Source organism: Kitasatospora sp. NPDC059599 (assembly GCF_042735125.1).
Taxonomy (GTDB): domain Bacteria; phylum Actinomycetota; class Actinomycetes; order Streptomycetales; family Streptomycetaceae; genus Kitasatospora.
The window spans coordinates 16892-34837 of the sequence record NZ_JBHWCL010000065.1 but is presented as its reverse complement, the minus strand read 5'-3'; the positions used below and the strand labels follow the sequence as shown (position 1 = coordinate 34837).

The window sequence follows — 17946 nt, the reverse complement described above, 5'->3', positions numbered from 1 at the left end:
CGGACGCCCCGTCGACGCCGGTCGGCGGCAACGGTCTAGACCTCGCCCGGGGGGCGGGGCGGGCTGACGGTGGTGCGCGGGCTCCGGCGTTGGGAGGACGCGCGGACGATCAGCTCGGTCGGCATCAGGGTGCCCGGGGGCGGTCCGGTGCCGGCGGTGCGGAAGCGGGGCGGGAAGAGCCGCGCGATGTCGACGCCCGTCCCGGAGTCCACGCCCTCGATGGCGTCGATGAGCAGGTTGACCACGGTGGTGCCGATCTTGCGCGGCTTGAGCGAGAGCGTGGTGATCGGCGGTTCGGTGGCGGCGTAGACGTCGCTCTCGCTGCAGCAGACCAGCAGCAGGTCGTCGGGTACCCGCAGGCCGTAGCGGCGGGCGGCGGCGAGCAGGTCGGTCCCGTTGGGGTCGAACAGTCCGTAGACGGCGTCCGGCCGGTCGGGGCGGGCGAGCAGCCGGTCGGCGGCGACCGCGCCGGCCGCCGGGTCGTGCGCCGGGTAGGCCTCGTACACCGGTTCCTGCCCGACCTTGGCGCACCAGCCGAGGTAGGCCTCGGTGGAGAGGCGGGTGTAGGTGTCGGTGCTGGTGCCGGTGAGGAGGCCGATCCGGCGGGCGCCGGCTTCGGAGAGGTGGTCGAGGATGCCGAGCACGGCGGCCTCGTGGTCGTTGTCGACCCAGGCGGTGACCGGGCAGTTGCCCGGTTTGCCGTCGCTGACGACCGGGACGCCGGACCGGTAGAGCTCGCTCACCAGCGGGTCCTGGTCGGGCGGGTCGATGACCACGGTGCCGTCCAGGGCGATGTTGCCCCAGACGTCGTGGCGCGAGGAGGCGGGCAGCACCACCAGGGCGTACCCGCGGCCGAGTGCGGCGCTGGTGGCGGCCCGGGCCATTTCGGCGAAGTACGCGAACTCGGTGAAGGTGAAGGGTTCTTCTCCGTAGGTCGTGACGGTCAGCCCGATCAGGCCGGACCGTCCGGTGCGCAGGGTGCGGGCCGCGGCCGAGGGGCGGTAGCCGAGGCGCTCTGCGACTTCGCGCACCCGGCTGCGGGTTTCGTCGGGCAGGCGGCCCTTACCGTTCAGCGCGTCGGAGACGGTGGTGATCGACACTCCGGCGGCTGCCGCCACATCCCGGATGCCGGCCCGCTCCAGGCGCCTTGAGGTGGTGGGTCGCCGACCGCTCTGGTTGGCTGCTGCTGTCATGGCGGACCGATCGTATGGCTCCTGACAAGGGTCTGTGACCGGCGCATCGGGAGCCTTCGGAGATACGTTTCTCCACGAGTGAGCCGGGGTGCGCCCCTTCGATACCCTCCCGAAACCTGGCCTCTTACCTCTGACATGTGCCAAAGGAACCGGGCAGAATGGCTGATCTGCACCGGTAGCCCGTCCGGGCATCTCACTCCTACGGGTGAGGGCGCTCGGTATCGTGCAAGGCACCCGACCGGGGTGGTCCGGGCGCGTCAGGAGATCCCGGGCACGGGGGGCGACCCCGTCCGTGACGGGCGAGCGCACCGGACAGTTGTGCAACTTCTGGAAACGGAGTACGACCGTGAGCAGTGGTACGTCAGCGCAGGGCCCGCGGCTGCGGCCGACCCTGGACGGCATCCCCACCTACAAGCCCGGCAAGCCGGCCGGCGCCGACGCCTACAAGCTGTCCTCGAACGAGAACCCGTACGACCCGCTGCCGGGCGTGCTGGAGGCGGCGGTCAAGGCGGCCGGCTCGCTCAACCGCTACCCCGACATGGGCGTCACCGAGCTCACCGAGGTGCTCGCCGAGCGCTTCGGCGTGCCCGCCGAGCACATCGCCACCGGCACCGGCTCGGTCGGCGTCGCCCAGTCGCTGATCCTCGCCACGGCCGGCCCGGGCGACGAGGTGATCTTCGCCTGGCGCTCCTTCGAGGCCTACCCGATCATCACCCAGATCGCCGGTGCCACCCCCGTCCCGGTGCCGCTCACCGCGGGCGGTGACCACGACCTGGACGCGATGCTCGCGGCGATCACCCCGAACACCCGGCTGGTCTTCGTCTGCAACCCCAACAACCCGACCGGCAACGTGATCCACCGCGCCGAGCTGGAGCGCTTCCTGGACGCCGTCCCCGGCGACGTCCTGGTGGTCGTGGACGAGGCCTACATCGAGTTCATCCGCGACGCCGAGGTGCCCAACGGCATCGACCTCTACCGCGACCGCCCCAACGTCTGCGTCCTGCGCACCTTCTCCAAGGCGTACGGCCTGGCGGGCATGCGGGTCGGCTTCGCCGTCGCGCACGAGCCGGTCGCGGCCGCGCTGCGCAAGACCGCCGTCCCGTTCGGCGTGAACCAGCTCGCCCAGAACGCCGCCGTCGCCTCGCTGCGCGCCGAGGAGGCCCTGCTGGAGCGGGTCGACGCGCTGGTCGGGGAGCGTGACCGGGTGGTCGCCGGGCTGCGCGCCCAGGGCTGGGAGATCCCGGACTCGCAGGCCAACTTCGTCTGGCTCGGGCTGGGCGAGCGCTCGGCGGACTTCGCCGCCGCGTGCACCGAGGCGGGCGTGATGGTGCGGCCGTTCCCGGAGGGCGTGCGGGTGTCGATCGGCGAGACCGAGGGCAACTCGATCTTCCTGTCGGTGGCGGAGGCGTTCCGCAAGACGCTCTGAAACCCGTCCTGAGCTGCTGACAGTCGCAGGGGCGCGCCGGTCGTCGGCGCGCCCCTGTGGCGTTCCCGAGCGGCGCCCCGGCGCCCCGGTGCTCCGTCCGCCGGGCGCGGGGGCCGGCTCGGGGGCCGGCTCGGGGACCGGTGCGGGCGCCCGGCGCGGGGGCCGGTGCGGGCGCGGCTCGCTCCCGGCTCGCTCCCGGATGGCTGTGGATCGCTGGGAGCCTGCTGGGAGTTCGGCCAACGGTCGGCCACGGAGCGGCCAAGCGGGCGGCACGGGGAGGATGGTATGTCCGGCATGCCCGGATCCGACCGGTCAGTCTTCTCCCAGCCGGCGCCCAGGGCGACGCAAGAGGTCCCCGCGAAGCTGTCCGGCATGAAGGTGCTCCCACGGCGGCGCGGTGCCGTCCTCGTCAACTCCGCGCTGGGCGTGGCCCTGCTGGGCGGTGCGGCCCTGGTGTACTCCACGGTCAGCGGAAGCTCCGGCCCGGCTTCGGCCAAGCCCACCGCCCGTACGGCGACGGTCGCCAAGGGAACGGTCCTGGCCACCGTGTCCGGAACCGGCACCCTGGTGTCTCCCACCGACGCGGCCCAGGATTTCACCACGGGCGGCAAGCTCACCGCGGTCAAGGTCGCGGTCGGGGACGCCGTCAAGAAGGGCCAGGTGCTCGCCACCGTCGACACCACAGCGGCCCAGCAGCAGGTGGACGCGGCCCGGGTGGCCCTCACCACGGCCAACGCCAACCTCACCAAGGCGCAGGCCGGGGTCACCACCACGACCACCGAGCCGCTGCCCGGCGCGACGAGCGGGGCATCGGGCAGCAGCGGTGGCGGACGCGGGGCGGGCGGGAGCAGTACGCCCGCCCCGCAGACCACCACCATCACCACCACCAAGGTCGACGACGCGGCCGTGGCCCAGGCCCAGCAGCAGGTCGCCACCGCGCAGACCAGCCTCTCCAACGCCCAGGCGGCGCTGGCCGGGACCACCCTGACCGCCACGGTGGACGGCACGGTCGCCTCGATCTCGAACAAGGTCGGCGACACCGTCGGGGCGACCGCCTCCGGCTCCACCGGCTCCGGATCCTCCACCAAGTCGACCGGCACCAGCACGGGTTCGAGCGCACCCAGCGGCTTCATCGTGCTCACCAACCCGACCGGCATGCAGGTCACCGCGAACTTCTCCGAGCTCGACTCGCTCAAGCTGAAGAAGGGCGAAGCGGCCACCGTCGCGCTGAACGCGCAGTCCGAGACCAAGCTCAACGCGACCGTCCTGTCGATCAGTTCGCTGCCCAGCAGCAGCGGCTCCGGCGGCGCGGCCGGCTCCTCCGCCGTCCAGTACTCGGCGACGCTGCAGCTGACCGGCGACACCAGCACGCTGCGCACCGGCCTCAGCGCCACCGTCCAGGTGATCACCGGCGAGGCCGACAACGCGCTCTCGCTGCCCACCGCCGCCCTGTCGGGCACCGGCACCTCCCGCACCGCGACCGTCCTGCACGAGGACGGCAGCTCCGAGCGGGTCGACGTCGGCGTCGGCGTCGAGGGCGACAGCACGGTGCAGGTGGTCTCCGGTCTCAAGGAGGGCGACAAGGTCGAACTCCCCACCACCAGCGGCACCAACGGCTTCCCGAACGGCTCCTTCCCGGGCGCCGGCGGCAACGGCCGGGGCGGCAACGGCGCGGGCGGCGGGGTCTTCCCCGGCGGCACGGGCGGCGGCGGTGGCGGCGGAGCGGGCGGCGGCCGGGGCGGTCGAGGCTGAGCATGCGTCACGTCATCGACAAGCGCGTCCCCGCGACGCCCGTGCCGGTGATCCGGATCCGCCGGCTCACCAAGTCGTACGGGCACGGCGACGCCACCGTGCACGCGCTGCGCGGCCCGGACGACCCGGAGACCGGCGAGCCCCAGGGCGTCAGCCTGGACATCGAACAGGGCGACTTCGTCGCCGTGATGGGCAGCTCGGGCTCCGGCAAGTCCACCCTGATGAACATCCTCGGCTGCCTCGACGTCCCGACCTCCGGCCGCTACCTGCTGGACGGCGTCGACGTCGGTCACCTCGACGAGCAGCAGCTCTCCCTGGTGCGCAACCGCAAGATCGGCTTCGTCTTCCAGTCCTTCAACCTGATCCCGCGCACCACCGCCCTCTCCCAGGTCGAGCTGCCGCTCGCCTACGCCGGCGTGCGGGCCTCCGAGCGCCGCCGCCGGGCGCTGGCCGCGCTCTCCCTGGTCGGCCTCGGCGAGCGGTCCGGGCACAAGCCCAACGAGCTCTCCGGCGGCCAGCAGCAGCGCGTCGCGGTGGCGCGGGCACTGGTCACCGCGCCCGCGATGCTGCTCGCCGACGAGCCGACCGGCAACCTCGACAGCCGCTCGACGGAGGAGGTGCTGGGCCTGATCGACGGGCTCAACGCCACCGGCCGCACGGTCGTCCTGATCACCCACGAGGACGAGGTCGCCCGGCACGCCAAGCGGGTGCTGCGCCTCGTCGACGGGCAGATCGTCAGCGACATCCGGCAGGCCCCGGTGGAGGGGCCGCCACCTGCCCTCCACGACCTGGGAGTGCCCGCGTGATCCTCTGGCAGACACTCCGCTTCGCGGTCGGCGGCCTGGCCGCCAACAAGGTGCGCTCGGCGCTCACCATGCTCGGCGTGCTGATCGGCGTCGCCTCGGTCATCCTGCTGCTGGCGGTCGGCAACGGCTCGTCGGTCGCGGTCAAGGACTCGATCACCTCGCTCGGCACCAACTCGCTGACCGTCAGCTCCGGTTCGGCGGCCGGCGGCGCCCGGGCGGCCTCCTCGGTGAAGAAGCTCACGGTCGCGGACGCCAAGGCGCTGGCGAGCGACGCCGGCGCCTCCGCCGCGATCAAGTCGGTGGCCCCGGTCGTCACGACCAGCGGGACGGCGCTGTACGGCAACATCTCGTACAGCCCGGGCTCGATCGTCGGCACCTACCCGGCGTACTTCGAGACCTCCAACCAGAAGGTCGCGAAGGGCGAGTACTTCACCAACGACGACGTGCTCGGCTCGCGCAAGGTCGCCGTGCTCGGCGCCACCACGGCCAAGCAGCTGTTCGACACCGAGGACCCGGTCGGCAAGCAGATCGTCCTCGGCGGCACCCCGTTCACCGTGGTCGGCGTGCTGCAGGCCAAGGGCGGCAGCGGCTTCACCGACCCGGACGACGTGGTGATCGCCCCGCTGCCGACCGTGCAGAACGCCTTCACGGGCTTCGGCGCGGTCAACCAGATCCTGGTGCAGGCCGCCTCGGCGGACACCACCACGGCGGCCCAGTCGGAGATCACCCGGGTCCTGCTCGCGGCGCACTCGATCAGCGACCCGTCCAAGGCCGACTTCCGGATCACCAACCAGGCCTCGCTGCTCACGGCGAGGGAGAGCACCACCAAGACCTTCACCGTGCTGCTCGGCGCGGTGGCGGCGATCTCGCTGCTCGTCGGCGGGATCGGGATCACCAACATCATGCTGGTGACGGTGACCGAGCGGACCCGGGAGATCGGCATCCGCAAGGCGCTCGGCGCCCCGCGCGCCGTGATCCTCGGGCAGTTCCTGACCGAGTCGACGCTGCTGTCGGTGATCGGAGCGGGGTTGGGCGTGGCGGCCGGCATGGTCGGCTCGCACTTCAGCATCGTCGGCATCAAGCCGGTCGTGATCCCCGAATCCGTGCTCGGAGCGTTCGGCATCGCCGTCGCCATCGGGCTGTTCTTCGGCAGCTACCCCGCCAACCGGGCCGCCTCGCTGCGGCCGATCGACGCCCTCCGGCACGAGTAGGACTCCACACCCATGAGCAGCAACGAGATCGCCACGGTCAGCAGTACCCAGGCCGAGCAGGTCGCCCTGCTCTCCACCCCGCCGGACGCCCGCGACGTCAGCGGCGAACTGGCCGCGCCGCCGCGCCGGAAGCTGCCCTGGATCAGCCTGGTGCTGGCCGGCGGCGTGATCGCCACCGGCGCGTTCGCGGGCGGCGTCTGGTACGAGCAGAACAACGGTTCCCCCGCCGGGAAGTCCTCCCGGCCGGCCGCGGCGGCCGGCGCTCAGCGCCCCGCAGCGGGCGGCGGGTACGGGCAGGCCGGCGCCGGACAGGGCGGAGCCGGGCAGAACGGCTCGGGCCGTAGGGGCCAGGGCGGCGGGCAGGGGCAGGGGCAGGGCGGACAGCCCGGCTTCGCCCGGGGCACCGTGAAAGCCGTGGACGGCAACGTCGTGTACCTGACAGACTCCAATGGCAACACCGTCAAGGTCACCACCGGCGACGCGACGAAGGTCCAGCTCAACAAGGACGGCAAGGTCACCGACCTGCAGCCCGGCCAGAGCGTGACCGTCGTCGGCACCCCCGACGCCAATGGTGGCTACACCGCCAGTCAGCTCGTCGAAGGCAACGCCGCCGGCGGCTTCGGCGGAGGAGGCTTCGGCGGAGGTGCGGCCGGCGGCAACCGGAACCCGTCCGGCGGCTGACCCGGAGCCTGTCGGACGAACCGCGAGGCCCTCGCCCCTTCCCTGGGCGAGGGCCTTCGCACGTGCTCAGCGCGGTTCGCCGCTCCGGGGGCGCGGCATCACTGCTCCCACGCCGCGTTCCGGTCGGTGTCGCGCAGGAGGTGGAGGAGGTTGAGGAGGGTGCTCACGGGCGCGTTGCCGAAGTCGACGAGCAGACGCCCGTCGAGGGTGCTCTCCCCGGCCGAGGCCGAACCCCAGAGGAGGCCGTACCGCAGGCCCCGCCGGTGCAGCTCACCGAGCAGCGCGGTGATCTGCGGCGCGGTGTAGTCGTGCATCCGGGGGTCGTCCGGCGCGACGGGCGGGCGGCTCACGCGGCGGAGTCCAGCTCGTACCAGACCGTCTTGCCGCGCTTCTGCGGGTCGACGCCCCACCGGTGGGTGAGCCCGGAGACCAGCTGGAGACCCCGCCCGGACTCGGCCGTGGGGGCGGAGCACCGCTCCTGGGGGAGCGCGTCGCTCTCGTCGGCGACACAGACCCGCAGGGTGTGGCCGAGGAGGGAGAAGTAGACGACGGGCGCGGGGGTGCCGCCGTGCCGCCAGGCGTTGACGATCAGCTCGGCGAGGGCGAGTTCGGCGTTGAAGACGGTCTCGGGGTCCCAGGCGGCGCGGACCAGGACGTCCCGGAGCGCCTGGCGGCTGAGGGTGAGCGAGGGGGTGTTACGGGTGCACACGGGAACCTCCGCGAGGCTGTGGTGTGGGAGGGGGCAGCCGTGAGCCAGGCCAGGGACTGGTTGCTCTTCGGCGGGAGGGCAGCAGGCGCCTACTGCCCTGTTCGGAGGGTATTCTGACGATCCATCGGATCGATCTGGGATGACCCTAGCGGTGTCCGCCACAGATTTGTGGCGGACGGCCGAAAGTTCCCCCGAACGTGGTCTCGGCACTGAGGCAGACTGTCCCCATGGCTCTTCGATCGAACCCAACTCTCCGCCAGCTGCGGTTGGGTGCCGAACTGCGCAGGATGCGGGAGCAGGCCGGCCTCGGCGGCAGTCAGCTCGCCCGCGCGCTGGGCATCAACCCGGCCCACGTGACCCAGATGGAGAGCGGCAGGACCGGCATCAGCGTCGAGCGCCTGCGCACGATCGCCGCGCTGTGCATGTGCGTCAACGAGCCCTTGATCGACGCGCTGGCGGACATCATCACGGACCGCGACAAGGGTGGTTGGTGGGAGGAGTATCGAGGGCGCCTCTCGCAACACTTCCTGGAGATGGCCGAGATGGAGGGGCGCGCCCACGGACTCTCGACCTACACCATGGCCTTCATTCCCGGGCTGCTCCAGACAACCTCCTACGCCTCAGCTGTCTTCGCACGCGGCTTCCCGCTTCTTCCCCAGCACGAGGTCGATCTGCGGACCGCCTTCCGGTTGCGGCGCCAGCACGTGGTCCGATCCGGCGAAACCCCGTACTCCGCGTACATTCATGAGGCAGCGCTGCGCATGCAGTTCAGCGGGCCCGAGATCCAGGCCGAGCAGCTCGGCAGCCTGATCGACGACTCGGAGCGGGCGACCATCTCGATCCGAGTCGTGCTGTTCAACGTGGATGCGCTTCCGGCCAATCACGAGAACTTCACGTACGTTGAAGGTCCGATTCCCGAGCTCGACGCGGCGCAGATGGACTCAGGTCTCGACAGTGTGGTCTTTGATGCGCCGGCCCGCATCGCGCAGTTCCGATCCTTGCTCGAAAGGATCGATTCGGCGGCTCTCTCGGAGGAGGAGTCCCGGGAGTTCATTCAATCCATCAAGAATGATATGGAAAGAAAACATGCCTAACTCCACCTGGCAGAAGTCAAGTTACTCGGCGGCGAACTCCGAATGTGTAGAGGTGCGGACCGTTGACGGGGTGATCGAACTCCGTGAGTCCGATGAGGGTGACGTCATCGTCCGTACCAGCGCGGCCAAGTTCGCGGCCTTCCTCCAGGGTGCGAAGGCCGGCGAGTTCGACCACCTCACCGCAGGCAGCTAACGACTGTGGCGGCCCCTCGCTCCTTCGCAAGGGGCCGCCACCCGCTCACAGGCCGGGCACCTGGTAGCCGTTGAGGCGCCACAGTGCCGCGCTGTACCAGAGCACGCCGATCAGGACGACCAGGGCGCCGCCCGCCGTGGGCAGGGCCCAGCCGGGCAGCCGGCGGTGGCGGACCACGATGACCTTGGCGACGAACGCGCCGTAGAGGAAGCACCCGGCGATCGAGTGCAGGGCTACCCGGGCGGTCGTCAGCTGCACCCCGTACGCCGTGATGCAGTGGTAGGCGATCGGCAGGGAGAGCAGGAACGCCGCCAGGCCGACCAGTCGGTGTCCGGTCCGGACCGCCCGGGGCGCGGCCGACAGCCCGGGCAGCCGCCCGTACATCCAGAGCGCCAGCAGGAGCTGGATCAGCGCGAGGCCCAGCAGGGCGGTGCCGAGCTGGGCCTTGAGCTGGTTGGCGTCGTCGTAGCGGCGGCCGAAGAGGCTGCTGGTGTAGTCCGGGGTGTGCGCCCGGCCGTACCAGTACAGGCCGGCCGTCACCGCCACCGGCAGGAGCGCCCACAGGAGGCCGGGGGCCCGCCGGGGGCGGGACGGCCGTTCGACGCCGTTCATCCGCTCAGCTGCCCTCGATCTTGTTACCCGCGGTGTTGATCAGGTACCAGGTGGCCCCGAAGGCGCTGGACTCCTCGCCGTTGGTGTCGCCCTGGGCCGTGTCGCCCTCGAAGTAGTAGAGCGGGTGGCCGTTGTAGACGATCTGGGTCGTGCCGTCCTTGCGGGTGCTGGTGGAGAGCTTGGCCTGGTCGACGCCGTTGGTGGCGGTGGGGGCGCCGGTGGTCAGGGCGGGCGGCCAGGCGGTGGCGCAGGCGTCGTAGCAGGTCGAGGCGGACGAGGTGTCGGCCTCGAACAGGTAGAGCGACTTGCCGCGGGCGTCGACCAGGAAGTTCTGGTACTTGCCGACGGTGGTCGACGAGATCGTGGCGGCCGTACCGCTGATCGCGGCGGACGGGCTCGCGCTCTCCGCCGAGGTCGGTGCGGCCGTCGGGCTGCCCGTGGCGGTCGCCGGTGCCGTGGTCGCCGGTGCCGTGGTCGCCGTGGACGTCGTGCTCTTGCTGCTGGAGCAGCCGCCGCACACCAGGATGGCCAGGGCGGCGGCGGTGGCGGCCGCGGTGGTCAGCGAGCGGGTATTCCTCATGGTCTTCTCTCCGACACAGGTGGGAACGGGTGTCGCCACTTCAGCCTGAACGGGCGCGTCGCTCCGCTCGGCACGCCAGGGGGCGGGCAACGCGGGCCCGCCGTTAACCCTGATGGCCGACGGTGCCACGCCGCCGCCGGGGCCGAGGGTGGGTCCAGCCCCACCCGGGTGTACGGCTGGACCGGTACCCGGGCGGTCCTGTGCTCCCTAGCGTCGTTTCCACCACGACACGGAGGAGCAGGACCATGGCCACCAGCCAGGAGATCTTCAGCACGGTCAAGAAGTGCGTCGCGCTCTACGGTGCCGTCAGTGCCGTCGTCCTCGGCACGGTCGCCGTGATGGCGTCCACCGGCCACGGGACGACCGCGTTCATGTGGATCCGCGGCGGCATCCTCCTCGCGGCCGCCCCGCTGATCCACCGGATGGTCACCCGGGCGGCGGAGGGGTCCGCCAAGGCCTTCGACCGCGTCCGCACCCTCGCCACGATCATGCCGGTCGCCGTCATCGGCGTCGATCTGGTCCCCGGCCTCTGCCCGCCCTGGTACGCCGTCCTCCAGGGGCTCTCCGTCCTCGCCCTGGTCGCGGTCGCCGTCCTCACCCGCGGCTCCGCTCTGCGAGCCGTCTACCCGGAGAGCTGAAACGGCCGGTGCGCCGCCCCTCGAATTTCCCACTTCCCCGATTCACAAGTCTTGACCATGTGTTCACACCTTCGGGAGCATCGGGGGCGCCGGTCGCGGGGGAAGCGGGACGACTGGACGGTCCTTGACGTTTCGTCAAGAAGGGGACCGGTATGCCCCGACGTCTGCGACCGACCAGGGAAAGGGACGACCGGGCATGGCGAACGACTTTCACAATGTCGACCAACTTCTTTGCGTGAAAGCCGACTTGGCGTCGGAACTCCAGCAGGAATCCGCAGGCCTGTCGGCCCGGGTGGTCGAAGCATTCCTCGAAGTGCCGCGCCACCCCTTCGTCCCGGTGTTCTACCGCGAGGAGAGCGGCCTCCGGCTCCCCTGGCGCGCCGACGACTTCGCGGACGACTCCTGGCTGCGGGAGGTGTACGCGAACCGGGCGCTGGTCACCGAAGTCGACGGCGTCCACGCCGAGGACGCCGCCCCCGGGGGGTTCCGCGGCGGGGTCGCGACATCGACCGCCGCTCTGCCGGGCCTGACGGCCGACATGCTCGACGCACTGGACGTCCGGCCCGGCGACCGGGTGCTGGAGATCGGCACCGGCACCGGCCACACCACGGCCCTGCTCTGCCACCTCGCCGGCGCCGCGACCGTCACCAGCATCGACGGCGCCGAGCGCCTGGTGACCGCCGCCCGCACCCGCCTCGGCGAAGCCGGCTTCGCGCCCACCGTCGTCCAGGCCGACGGCGCCGACGGGCACCCGGCCGGGGCGCCGTACGACCGGATCATCGCCACCGGAGAGGTCCGGCGCATCCCCCGGGCCTGGCTCGACCAGTGCGCCCCGGGAGGCCTCGTCGTCGCCCCGGTCGCCGGCGCGGTAGCCAGGCTGACCAAGCTGGCGGACGGGCGTGCGGTCGGCCGCTTCCTCCCCCGCCCGGTCGCGTCCGGGCCGGGGCGCCCGGCCGTGGAGTCCGACCCCCGCGTCCTCGACGACCCGGCCTTCGCGTTCTGGGCCGTGTTGCACCTCCTCGGAACCTCCCGGGAACTGCCGGACCTCGACGCCGCCCACAAGAGCTGGCTCACCCACAACCGCCCCCGCCGCGAGTGGTTCACCCTCGACGCCGGCCCGGAGGCCCAACACGTGACCTACGCGGCCCCGGACGGCACCACGCTCAGCTGGGACCTCTGACCCCACCCCTGCGGACCACCCACCACAGCGGCCCACCCCGGATCAGGTGCTCGCCGAACGGTCGGTTGTGGTCGAACTCGTCGGGGCGGTGCGTCGAGCCGGTGCGGCGGGATCCGGTGCGAGGATCGGGCCATGAAGTACATGGTGCTGATGTACGCGGATCCGGCGGCGACGGCCGCGATGACCGACGAACAGCGAGCCGACGTGTTCGGCCGGCACGAGGCGTTGCACCGGGACCTGGAGGGCTCGGGGGAGATGCTGAACGGAGCGGGTCTGGCCTTTCCGGCGGACACGACGACCCTCCGGTGGAACGGGGGCCGCACGACCGCGACGGACGGGCCGTTCGCGGAGGCGGCGGAGCACCTCACCGCCTACTACGTGATCGACTGTGCGACCCCCGAACGGGCGCGGGAGATCGCCGCGCGCGTCCTGGACTTCCACGTCGTGGCGGTCGAAGTGCGGCCGGTCCACGACCACTTCGGCATGGGCTGACGCCACGACCCCGGTCAGGCGGCGGCCGGGTCGAATCCCCTGGTGATCAGCCGGACGGCCAGGCACAGTTCCCAGGCGAACACCGGTACGGCGGCGAGCATCCCGAACCCGGAGACCTGCTGGTAGACGCCGAACAGGACGGCGATCGCGGAGGCGAAGATCAGTGCGCCCCCGGCGAGCCCCAGGACGGCGATGAAGCGCGGTACCAGCCGTGCGCGGTACAGCAGGAGCGCGAGCACCGCCGTGTTGGCTCCGCAGACGAAGTTGGGGCCGAGCAGGAACGTCCAGTCGTGGACGGCGACCAGGGCCCGGCCCACGGTGAGGAGTGAGGCGTTGTCCGCTCCCTGCGGCGGGTGTTGGCGAAGCGTCACGACGGCCAGCAGGCTGACGATGCCGACGGCGATGACGGCGGCTTCCAGGGTGCGGAGGCCGAGGTACCCGGCGGCGAGGCCTTCGCCGTGCCGCCGGGCGACGGGGTACAGCGTGAACGCGGTGCCGATGATGCCGATGGTGAGGAGTACCTCGAACAGGGCGCCCAGGAGCAGCCGGGTGTCCGGTCCGGCGCCGACCACGTAGTCGGCGGCCTTCAGGACCGGTCCGTACAGGACGAGCCCGCCGATCGAGGTGACGTGGGTGGCGAGGAAGCACGTGCCCGCCGCTGTCGCGAGGGTTCTCGGTGAGGCCATGGGGGGCTCCTTCGGCGAGGGGGCGGAACAGGGGAGGTGTACGCCGTACACCTGCCTGTCCGACGCTAGGGTGTACCCCGTACACCTGTCAAGGAGATCGGTGAGGACCATGGCTCAACAGGCAGACACCGAGCGCCGGAAGCCGCTCAACCGCGACCGCGTGCTGCGCGCCGCCGTCGCGCGCGCCGACCAGTCCGGGATCGAGGCGTTGAGCATGCGCGGCCTCGCCCAGGAGCTGGGCGTCGTGCCGATGGCCCTCTACAAGCACGTGGCCAACAAGGAGCAGCTGTTCGACGGCATGGTCGAGCTCGTCGTCGGCGAGATCGACGCGCCGGCCGACGGCCCCGACTGGCGCGGAGCGGTCCGTGACCGCGTCCTGTCCGCCCGGCGGGCGCTGCTGCGGCACCCGTGGGCCCTGCGCGCCATCGAGTCCCGCGGCACCCCCACGCCCGCCGTGCTGGACTACCTGGACTCCGTCATCGGCACGTTCCGCAGGGGCGGCCTGTCCGTCGACCTCACCCACCACGCGATGCACGCGCTGGGCAGCCGCGTCTGGGGCTTCACCCAGGAGCTGTTCCCGGCGTCCCCGGCCGCCGATCCCGCCGATCCTGCCGATCCCGCCGGACGGGGCGATCAAGGCGAGCAGGCGGCCGCGCTGCGGGCGATGGCGGCCAGGTACCCGCACATCGCCGAGATCGCCACGGCCCGGGCCCACGACGGTGCGTCGGTCGTCGGTGGCGGCTGCGACGACCAGTTCGAGTTCGAGTTCGCCCTCGACCTGCTCCTCGACGGCTTCGCCCGACTCCACGAGTGCGGCTGGAGCTCCGACGGCGGGTGAGCGGGCCGGGCGAGCGGGCCGGGTGAAAACCGGGCGACCGTCGGTAGCTCGACCGCCTAGGGTGGGCACGTCCCCCGGGCGGCCGTTTACCGCTCGTCGTTCGGCGCGACCAACGCGCCCGCAACCCAGGGAGTTGCCGCCATGACGCGCACCCTTGTCGCAGACCTCCCCGCACGCATCGGCGGGACGGTCACCGTCTACGGCTGGGTGAACACGCTGCGGCTGCAGCGGCGCCTGCAGTTCGTCCTGGTCCGCGACCACACCGGCCTCGTCCAGGTCACCCACCCGCGCGGCGGGGAGGGCGACGTCATCGAGGCGGCCTTCGAGCAGGTGACGGTCGAGTCGGCGGTGAAGATCACCGGCAGGGTGGTGGCGAACCCGCAGGTCAAGCTGGGCGGTCTGGAGATCGTCCCGTCCCGGGTGGAGATCGTCTCGCCCGCCGAGCCGAAGCTGCCGATCGACGAGAGGACCGGCATCGACCAGCGCCTGGACTGGCGGTTCCTCGACATCCGGCGCCCCGCCCAGCACCTGGTCTTCGACGTCCAGACGACCGTCGAGCGGGCGATGCGCGAGGTGACCGCGGAGGAGGGGTACACCGAGCTGCACACGCCGAAGCTGATGGGGACGGCCTCCGAGTCCGGCGCCGAGGTGTTCGAGGTCGGCTACTTCGGCCGGACCGCCTACCTCGCCCAGTCGCCGCAGTTCTACAAGCAGATGGCGATCGCCGGCGGCATCGACAGGGTCTTCGAGATCGGGCCGGTGTTCCGGGCCGAGCCGTCCTTCACCGCCCGGCACGCCACCGAGTTCACCGGCGTCGACGCCGAGATCGCCTGGATCGACGGGGTCGAGGACGTGATGGCCTTCGAGGAGCGGCTGCTGCACCGCGCCCTCGCTGCCGTGGCCGAGCGCCACGGCGGGGCGATCGCCGAGCATTTCGGCACGCCGGTGGTCGTCCCCGAGCTGCCGTTCCCCCGGATCACGATGGCCGACGCCCTGGCGCGGCTGCGGGCGACGGGCTGGGACCCGGAGGGGGTGAAGGACGACCTCGACCCGGAGGGCGAGCGGACGCTGTGCGCCCTGGTCGCGGAGGAGACCGGGCACGAGTTCGTCTTCGTCACCCGATTCCCGGCCTCGGTGCGGCCGTTCTACCACCTGCGGCCGGAGGACGACCCGACCGTCACCGAGTCCTTCGACCTGCTGTGGAAGGGCGTCGAGATCACCACCGGCGCCCAGCGCGAGCACCGGTACGACCGGCTGGTGGCGCAGGCCCGCGAGAAGGGCATGGACACGGGGCCGCTCTCCGGCTACCTGGACTGCTTCCGTTACGGGACCCCGCCGCACGGCGGCTTCGGGCTGGGGCTGGGCCGGCTGCTGATGCTCGCCCTCGGCCTGCCGTCGATCCGCGAGGCGACGTTCCTGTTCCGGGGGCCGCACCGCCTGGAGCCGTAGGCGTGGACGGGTTCGGCGTAGGACGGGTTCGGCACCGGAAGTCGGCTCGGCCGACTTCCGGTGCCGAAGGCGTCCCTCAGTAGCCGATGGCCTCGCGCAGCAGCAGGACCGTCCCTGGCGTCATGCGTGCCGGGGCGTTGAGCACCAGCAGCTGGTTGACGGCGCTCGGCTGCCCGTAGGCGGTCTCGGCCCGGGCGGACTCCAGCGGGAGCGCGTGGTCCTGCACGCGGCGCAGGGCGGTGGGCAGGTCGAGGACCACCTTCTGCGCGCCGACGACCCAGACCGCCCGGCCGGCGCCGCCGACGTACGCGGTCAGCTGGCTGCCGCCGGCGGAGGCGGCGACGAGGGCGCCGGTCTCGGTGACGGCGGCGACGCTGCCGACGACGACGTCCGGGGTGGCGATGATGCGGCGGATTCCGTCCGCCTCGGCGGCCCGGTCCATGGCCGACGCGAGCCGCCTGACGGCCCGGTAGCGGTCCGTGCCGTTGACGTCCTCGTCGATTCCGGACAGCCGGAGGGTCTCGCTCGCCGCGGTGAGGACGGTGGCGTCCGCCGGGAGCAGCTCCGCGACCCGGGCGCGCGCGGCGGCGGCGTCGTCCAGGACCTCGACGGCGAAACCGTTGGCGCGCAGGGCGGCGGCCGCCCGCTCCAGGCGCTCGGCCGGGGCCGGTTCGGTGTACGGGGCCGGCGCGGTGGCGTGCTGGGCCGGCGCGGTGCTGTCCGGGGCCGGCGCCGTGCTGCGCCGGGTCGGAGCAGCCGCGTGCGGCCCGGTGGAGCCCGGTGCCGAGCCCGCCAGCGGGGTGGTGTCGAGGTAGCGCACCTCGTAGACCCGCTCGGTGAACCGCCAGCCGTCCGGAGTCCGTTGGTAACGGTCGTGGTAGACAGCGTAGTTGAGCCCCTGGAAGCCGCTCCTGAGGCGGGCGAGTTCATGCAGGTAGGCACGGCCGGTGGCGGTGTCGCCGTCGATCTCGATCGCGCCGGGGTGGGTGGTCTGGACGAAGAAGTCCCACTGCTCCTGGAGTTTCTCGCCGCCGAGGCGGATCTGTTCGGGGCCGACCAGCTCGATCGGCACGTTCGGCATCCGCAGCACGCCGTCCGCGGTGAACAGCCGCGCGAGGCGGGCGCGGTCGCGCATCATCACGGCGTCGGTGAACTCGCCCTGCAGAGCCTGGATCTCGACGCGGTCGGCGGTCGCCTGGAAGTCGTTCATCGGGTCCTCCGTTTCCCTCTGTCCGGTACGACCGGACGGCGCGCCGGAATGTGAGGCGGGGGCCGGACGTCACGTTCCGGTGTGCTGTGCTGTCGAAGCAGTGAGGGGACCGACGAGACGAAGGGGTGGGGAACGGTGCGGGACGAGGGAACGGACGACGACACCGCGACCGGGCGGCCCGATCCGGGCCCGGGCGCGATCATGGGCGAGCGGCGCCGGTTGACCGGTCTCGCGTACCGGCTGCTCGGCTCGCTGGCCGACGCCGAGGACGTGGTGCAGGAGACCTACGCCCGCTGGTACGCGATGCCCCGGCGGGAGCGGGAGGCGATCGGCTCGCCCGGCGGCTGGCTGACCACGGTCGCCAGCCGGATCTGCCTCAACCTGCTGGGCTCGGCCCGGGTGCGGCGGGAGCGCTACGTGGGCGAGTGGATACCCGAGCCGCTGCCCGAGCACCGGGAGTGGACGTCGTCCGCGACGGCCGCGGCGGCGGATCCGGCGGACCGGGTCACCCTGGACGAGTCGGTCGACATGGCGTTCCTGGTCGTCCTGGAGGCGATGACGCCGGCCGAGCGCGTCGCCTTCATCCTGCACGACGTCTTCCGCTACCCGTTCGCGGAGGTGGCCGCGATCGTCGGCCGGTCGCCGGCGGCCTGCCGGCAGCTGGCCTCCTCCGCCCGCCGCCGGGTCCGCGCCGCGCAGGCCCCGGTGGCGCCGACGGGCGCGCAGGCGGCCGTGGTGCGGGAGTTCAAGCGGGCCTGGGAGGCGAGGGACCTGAAGTCGCTGATGGGCGTGCTCGACCCGGACGCCACCGTGGTCGCGGACAGCGGCGGTCTGGTCGGTGCGCTGCCGCAGCCGCTCTCGGGGAACGGGCCGATCGCCCGCGCCTACCTGGAGATCGCCCGTGTCGCGCCGGCCACGACGCTGCTGGAGCGCACCGTCAACGGCCGGCCCGGGCTGGTCGCCCAGCAGGGCGGGGTCACCGTCACCGTGCTCGCGTTCCGGGTCGTCGGGGGCCTGATCACGCACGTCTGGGCGGTGCGCAATCCGGATAAGCTCCGCCCGTGGACGGACCCGCACCCGGTGGGCGGAGGCCCGTCCGTGCGGGAGTGACCTGGGTCATACCGGTGGAGGGGTGGGGGCGGGCACTGTTGCGCGGGAGCGCACTGGTCGTGTGCACGCCCGTGCGCACACCACCG

At 72.3% G+C, this 17946-nt stretch carries 20 protein-coding genes; 13 read left to right on the top strand and 7 right to left on the bottom strand.

Annotation, left to right across the window (positions count from 1 at the left end):
- Positions 1 to 35: 35 nt before the first annotated feature.
- Complete coding sequence (locus ACFV04_RS22800) at positions 36 to 1193, bottom strand: LacI family DNA-binding transcriptional regulator (protein ID WP_355668971.1); 1158 nt, start codon at positions 1191 to 1193, stop codon at positions 36 to 38.
- 346 nt (positions 1194 to 1539) lie between these two features.
- Between ACFV04_RS22800 and hisC the strand changes: the two genes are divergently transcribed.
- From hisC to ACFV04_RS22775, 5 genes are all read left to right on the top strand, one after another.
- A complete protein-coding gene (gene hisC, locus ACFV04_RS22795; protein ID WP_380531629.1) occupies positions 1540 to 2619 on the top strand; it encodes a histidinol-phosphate transaminase in 1080 nt (359 codons plus the stop codon).
- A gap of 372 nt (positions 2620 to 2991) precedes the next feature.
- Positions 2992 to 4371, top strand: coding sequence for an efflux RND transporter periplasmic adaptor subunit (locus ACFV04_RS22790; RefSeq protein WP_380531626.1), 1380 nt, complete (start codon positions 2992 to 2994; stop codon positions 4369 to 4371).
- Positions 4372 to 4373: 2 nt separating this feature from the next.
- Positions 4374 to 5177, top strand: coding sequence for an ABC transporter ATP-binding protein (locus tag ACFV04_RS22785; RefSeq protein ID WP_360258692.1), 804 nt, complete (start codon positions 4374 to 4376; stop codon positions 5175 to 5177).
- Positions 5174 to 6388 carry an ABC transporter permease gene (locus ACFV04_RS22780; protein WP_380348174.1) on the top strand — a complete coding sequence of 405 codons (1215 nt, stop codon included), beginning with the start codon at positions 5174 to 5176 and terminating at the stop codon, positions 6386 to 6388. Before ACFV04_RS22785 ends, ACFV04_RS22780 begins: the two co-directional genes overlap by 4 nt.
- A 12-nt stretch (positions 6389 to 6400) precedes the next feature.
- Complete coding sequence (locus ACFV04_RS22775) at positions 6401 to 7069, top strand: hypothetical protein (protein WP_380531621.1); 669 nt, start codon at positions 6401 to 6403, stop codon at positions 7067 to 7069.
- 98 nt (positions 7070 to 7167) lie between these two features.
- Here the strand turns inward: ACFV04_RS22775 and ACFV04_RS22770 are convergent, their stop codons facing one another.
- Positions 7168 to 7419: a hypothetical protein gene (locus ACFV04_RS22770; protein WP_380348178.1), complete on the bottom strand. Its 252-nt coding sequence runs from the start codon at positions 7417 to 7419 to the stop codon at positions 7168 to 7170.
- A complete protein-coding gene (locus ACFV04_RS22765; RefSeq protein ID WP_380531618.1) occupies positions 7416 to 7778 on the bottom strand; it encodes an ATP-binding protein in 363 nt (120 codons plus the stop codon). Before ACFV04_RS22765 ends, ACFV04_RS22770 begins: the two co-directional genes overlap by 4 nt.
- A gap of 227 nt (positions 7779 to 8005) precedes the next feature.
- On the opposite strand from ACFV04_RS22765, the gene ACFV04_RS22760 reads away from it, so the two are divergent.
- Positions 8006 to 8872, top strand: a complete 867-nt coding sequence (locus tag ACFV04_RS22760) for a helix-turn-helix domain-containing protein (RefSeq protein WP_380531616.1) — start codon at positions 8006 to 8008, stop codon at positions 8870 to 8872.
- Positions 8847 to 9065 carry a DUF397 domain-containing protein gene (locus tag ACFV04_RS22755; protein WP_380531613.1) on the top strand — a complete coding sequence of 73 codons (219 nt, stop codon included), beginning with the start codon at positions 8847 to 8849 and terminating at the stop codon, positions 9063 to 9065. The genes ACFV04_RS22760 and ACFV04_RS22755 overlap by 26 nt, the downstream gene beginning before the upstream one ends.
- A gap of 45 nt (positions 9066 to 9110) precedes the next feature.
- Here ACFV04_RS22755 and ACFV04_RS22750 read toward each other — a convergent pair whose 3' ends face one another.
- On the bottom strand, positions 9111 to 9677 hold the full coding sequence (locus ACFV04_RS22750) for a DUF6529 family protein (RefSeq protein WP_380531610.1): 567 nt from the start codon (positions 9675 to 9677) through the stop codon (positions 9111 to 9113).
- A gap of 4 nt (positions 9678 to 9681) precedes the next feature.
- On the bottom strand, positions 9682 to 10257 hold the full coding sequence (locus tag ACFV04_RS22745) for a hypothetical protein (RefSeq protein ID WP_380531607.1): 576 nt from the start codon (positions 10255 to 10257) through the stop codon (positions 9682 to 9684).
- A 245-nt stretch (positions 10258 to 10502) separates the two neighbouring features.
- Between ACFV04_RS22745 and ACFV04_RS22740 the strand changes: the two genes are divergently transcribed.
- The 3 genes from ACFV04_RS22740 to ACFV04_RS22730 all read left to right on the top strand — a co-directional run bounded on the left by ACFV04_RS22740 (position 10503) and on the right by ACFV04_RS22730 (position 12567).
- Positions 10503 to 10895 (top strand): hypothetical protein, encoded by a 393-nt coding sequence (locus tag ACFV04_RS22740; RefSeq protein ID WP_380531604.1) that lies wholly within the window; start codon positions 10503 to 10505, stop codon positions 10893 to 10895.
- Between the two features lie 235 nt (positions 10896 to 11130).
- Positions 11131 to 12075: a methyltransferase domain-containing protein gene (locus tag ACFV04_RS22735; protein WP_380531601.1), complete on the top strand. Its 945-nt coding sequence runs from the start codon at positions 11131 to 11133 to the stop codon at positions 12073 to 12075.
- 132 nt (positions 12076 to 12207) lie between these two features.
- Positions 12208 to 12567: a YciI family protein gene (locus ACFV04_RS22730; RefSeq protein ID WP_380348196.1), complete on the top strand. Its 360-nt coding sequence runs from the start codon at positions 12208 to 12210 to the stop codon at positions 12565 to 12567.
- Positions 12568 to 12581: 14 nt separating this feature from the next.
- On the opposite strand, the gene ACFV04_RS22725 is transcribed toward ACFV04_RS22730, so the two are convergent.
- Positions 12582 to 13253: a DUF4386 domain-containing protein gene (locus ACFV04_RS22725; RefSeq protein ID WP_380531598.1), complete on the bottom strand. Its 672-nt coding sequence runs from the start codon at positions 13251 to 13253 to the stop codon at positions 12582 to 12584.
- A 109-nt stretch (positions 13254 to 13362) separates the two neighbouring features.
- On the opposite strand from ACFV04_RS22725, the gene ACFV04_RS22720 reads away from it, so the two are divergent.
- Together ACFV04_RS22720 and aspS are read left to right on the top strand one after the other, a co-directional pair.
- On the top strand, positions 13363 to 14091 hold the full coding sequence (locus ACFV04_RS22720) for a TetR/AcrR family transcriptional regulator (RefSeq protein WP_380531595.1): 729 nt from the start codon (positions 13363 to 13365) through the stop codon (positions 14089 to 14091).
- 141 nt (positions 14092 to 14232) lie between these two features.
- A complete protein-coding gene (aspS, locus tag ACFV04_RS22715; protein WP_380348201.1) occupies positions 14233 to 15540 on the top strand; it encodes an aspartate--tRNA(Asn) ligase in 1308 nt (435 codons plus the stop codon).
- A 76-nt stretch (positions 15541 to 15616) separates the two neighbouring features.
- On the opposite strand, the gene ACFV04_RS22710 is transcribed toward aspS, so the two are convergent.
- Complete coding sequence (locus ACFV04_RS22710; protein WP_380531592.1) at positions 15617 to 16750, bottom strand: nuclear transport factor 2 family protein; 1134 nt, start codon at positions 16748 to 16750, stop codon at positions 15617 to 15619.
- A 201-nt stretch (positions 16751 to 16951) separates the two neighbouring features.
- On the opposite strand from ACFV04_RS22710, the gene sigJ reads away from it, so the two are divergent.
- Positions 16952 to 17860 (top strand): RNA polymerase sigma factor SigJ, encoded by a 909-nt coding sequence (gene sigJ, locus ACFV04_RS22705; RefSeq protein ID WP_380348227.1) that lies wholly within the window; start codon positions 16952 to 16954, stop codon positions 17858 to 17860.
- The last annotated feature ends 86 nt before the right edge of the window (positions 17861 to 17946 follow it).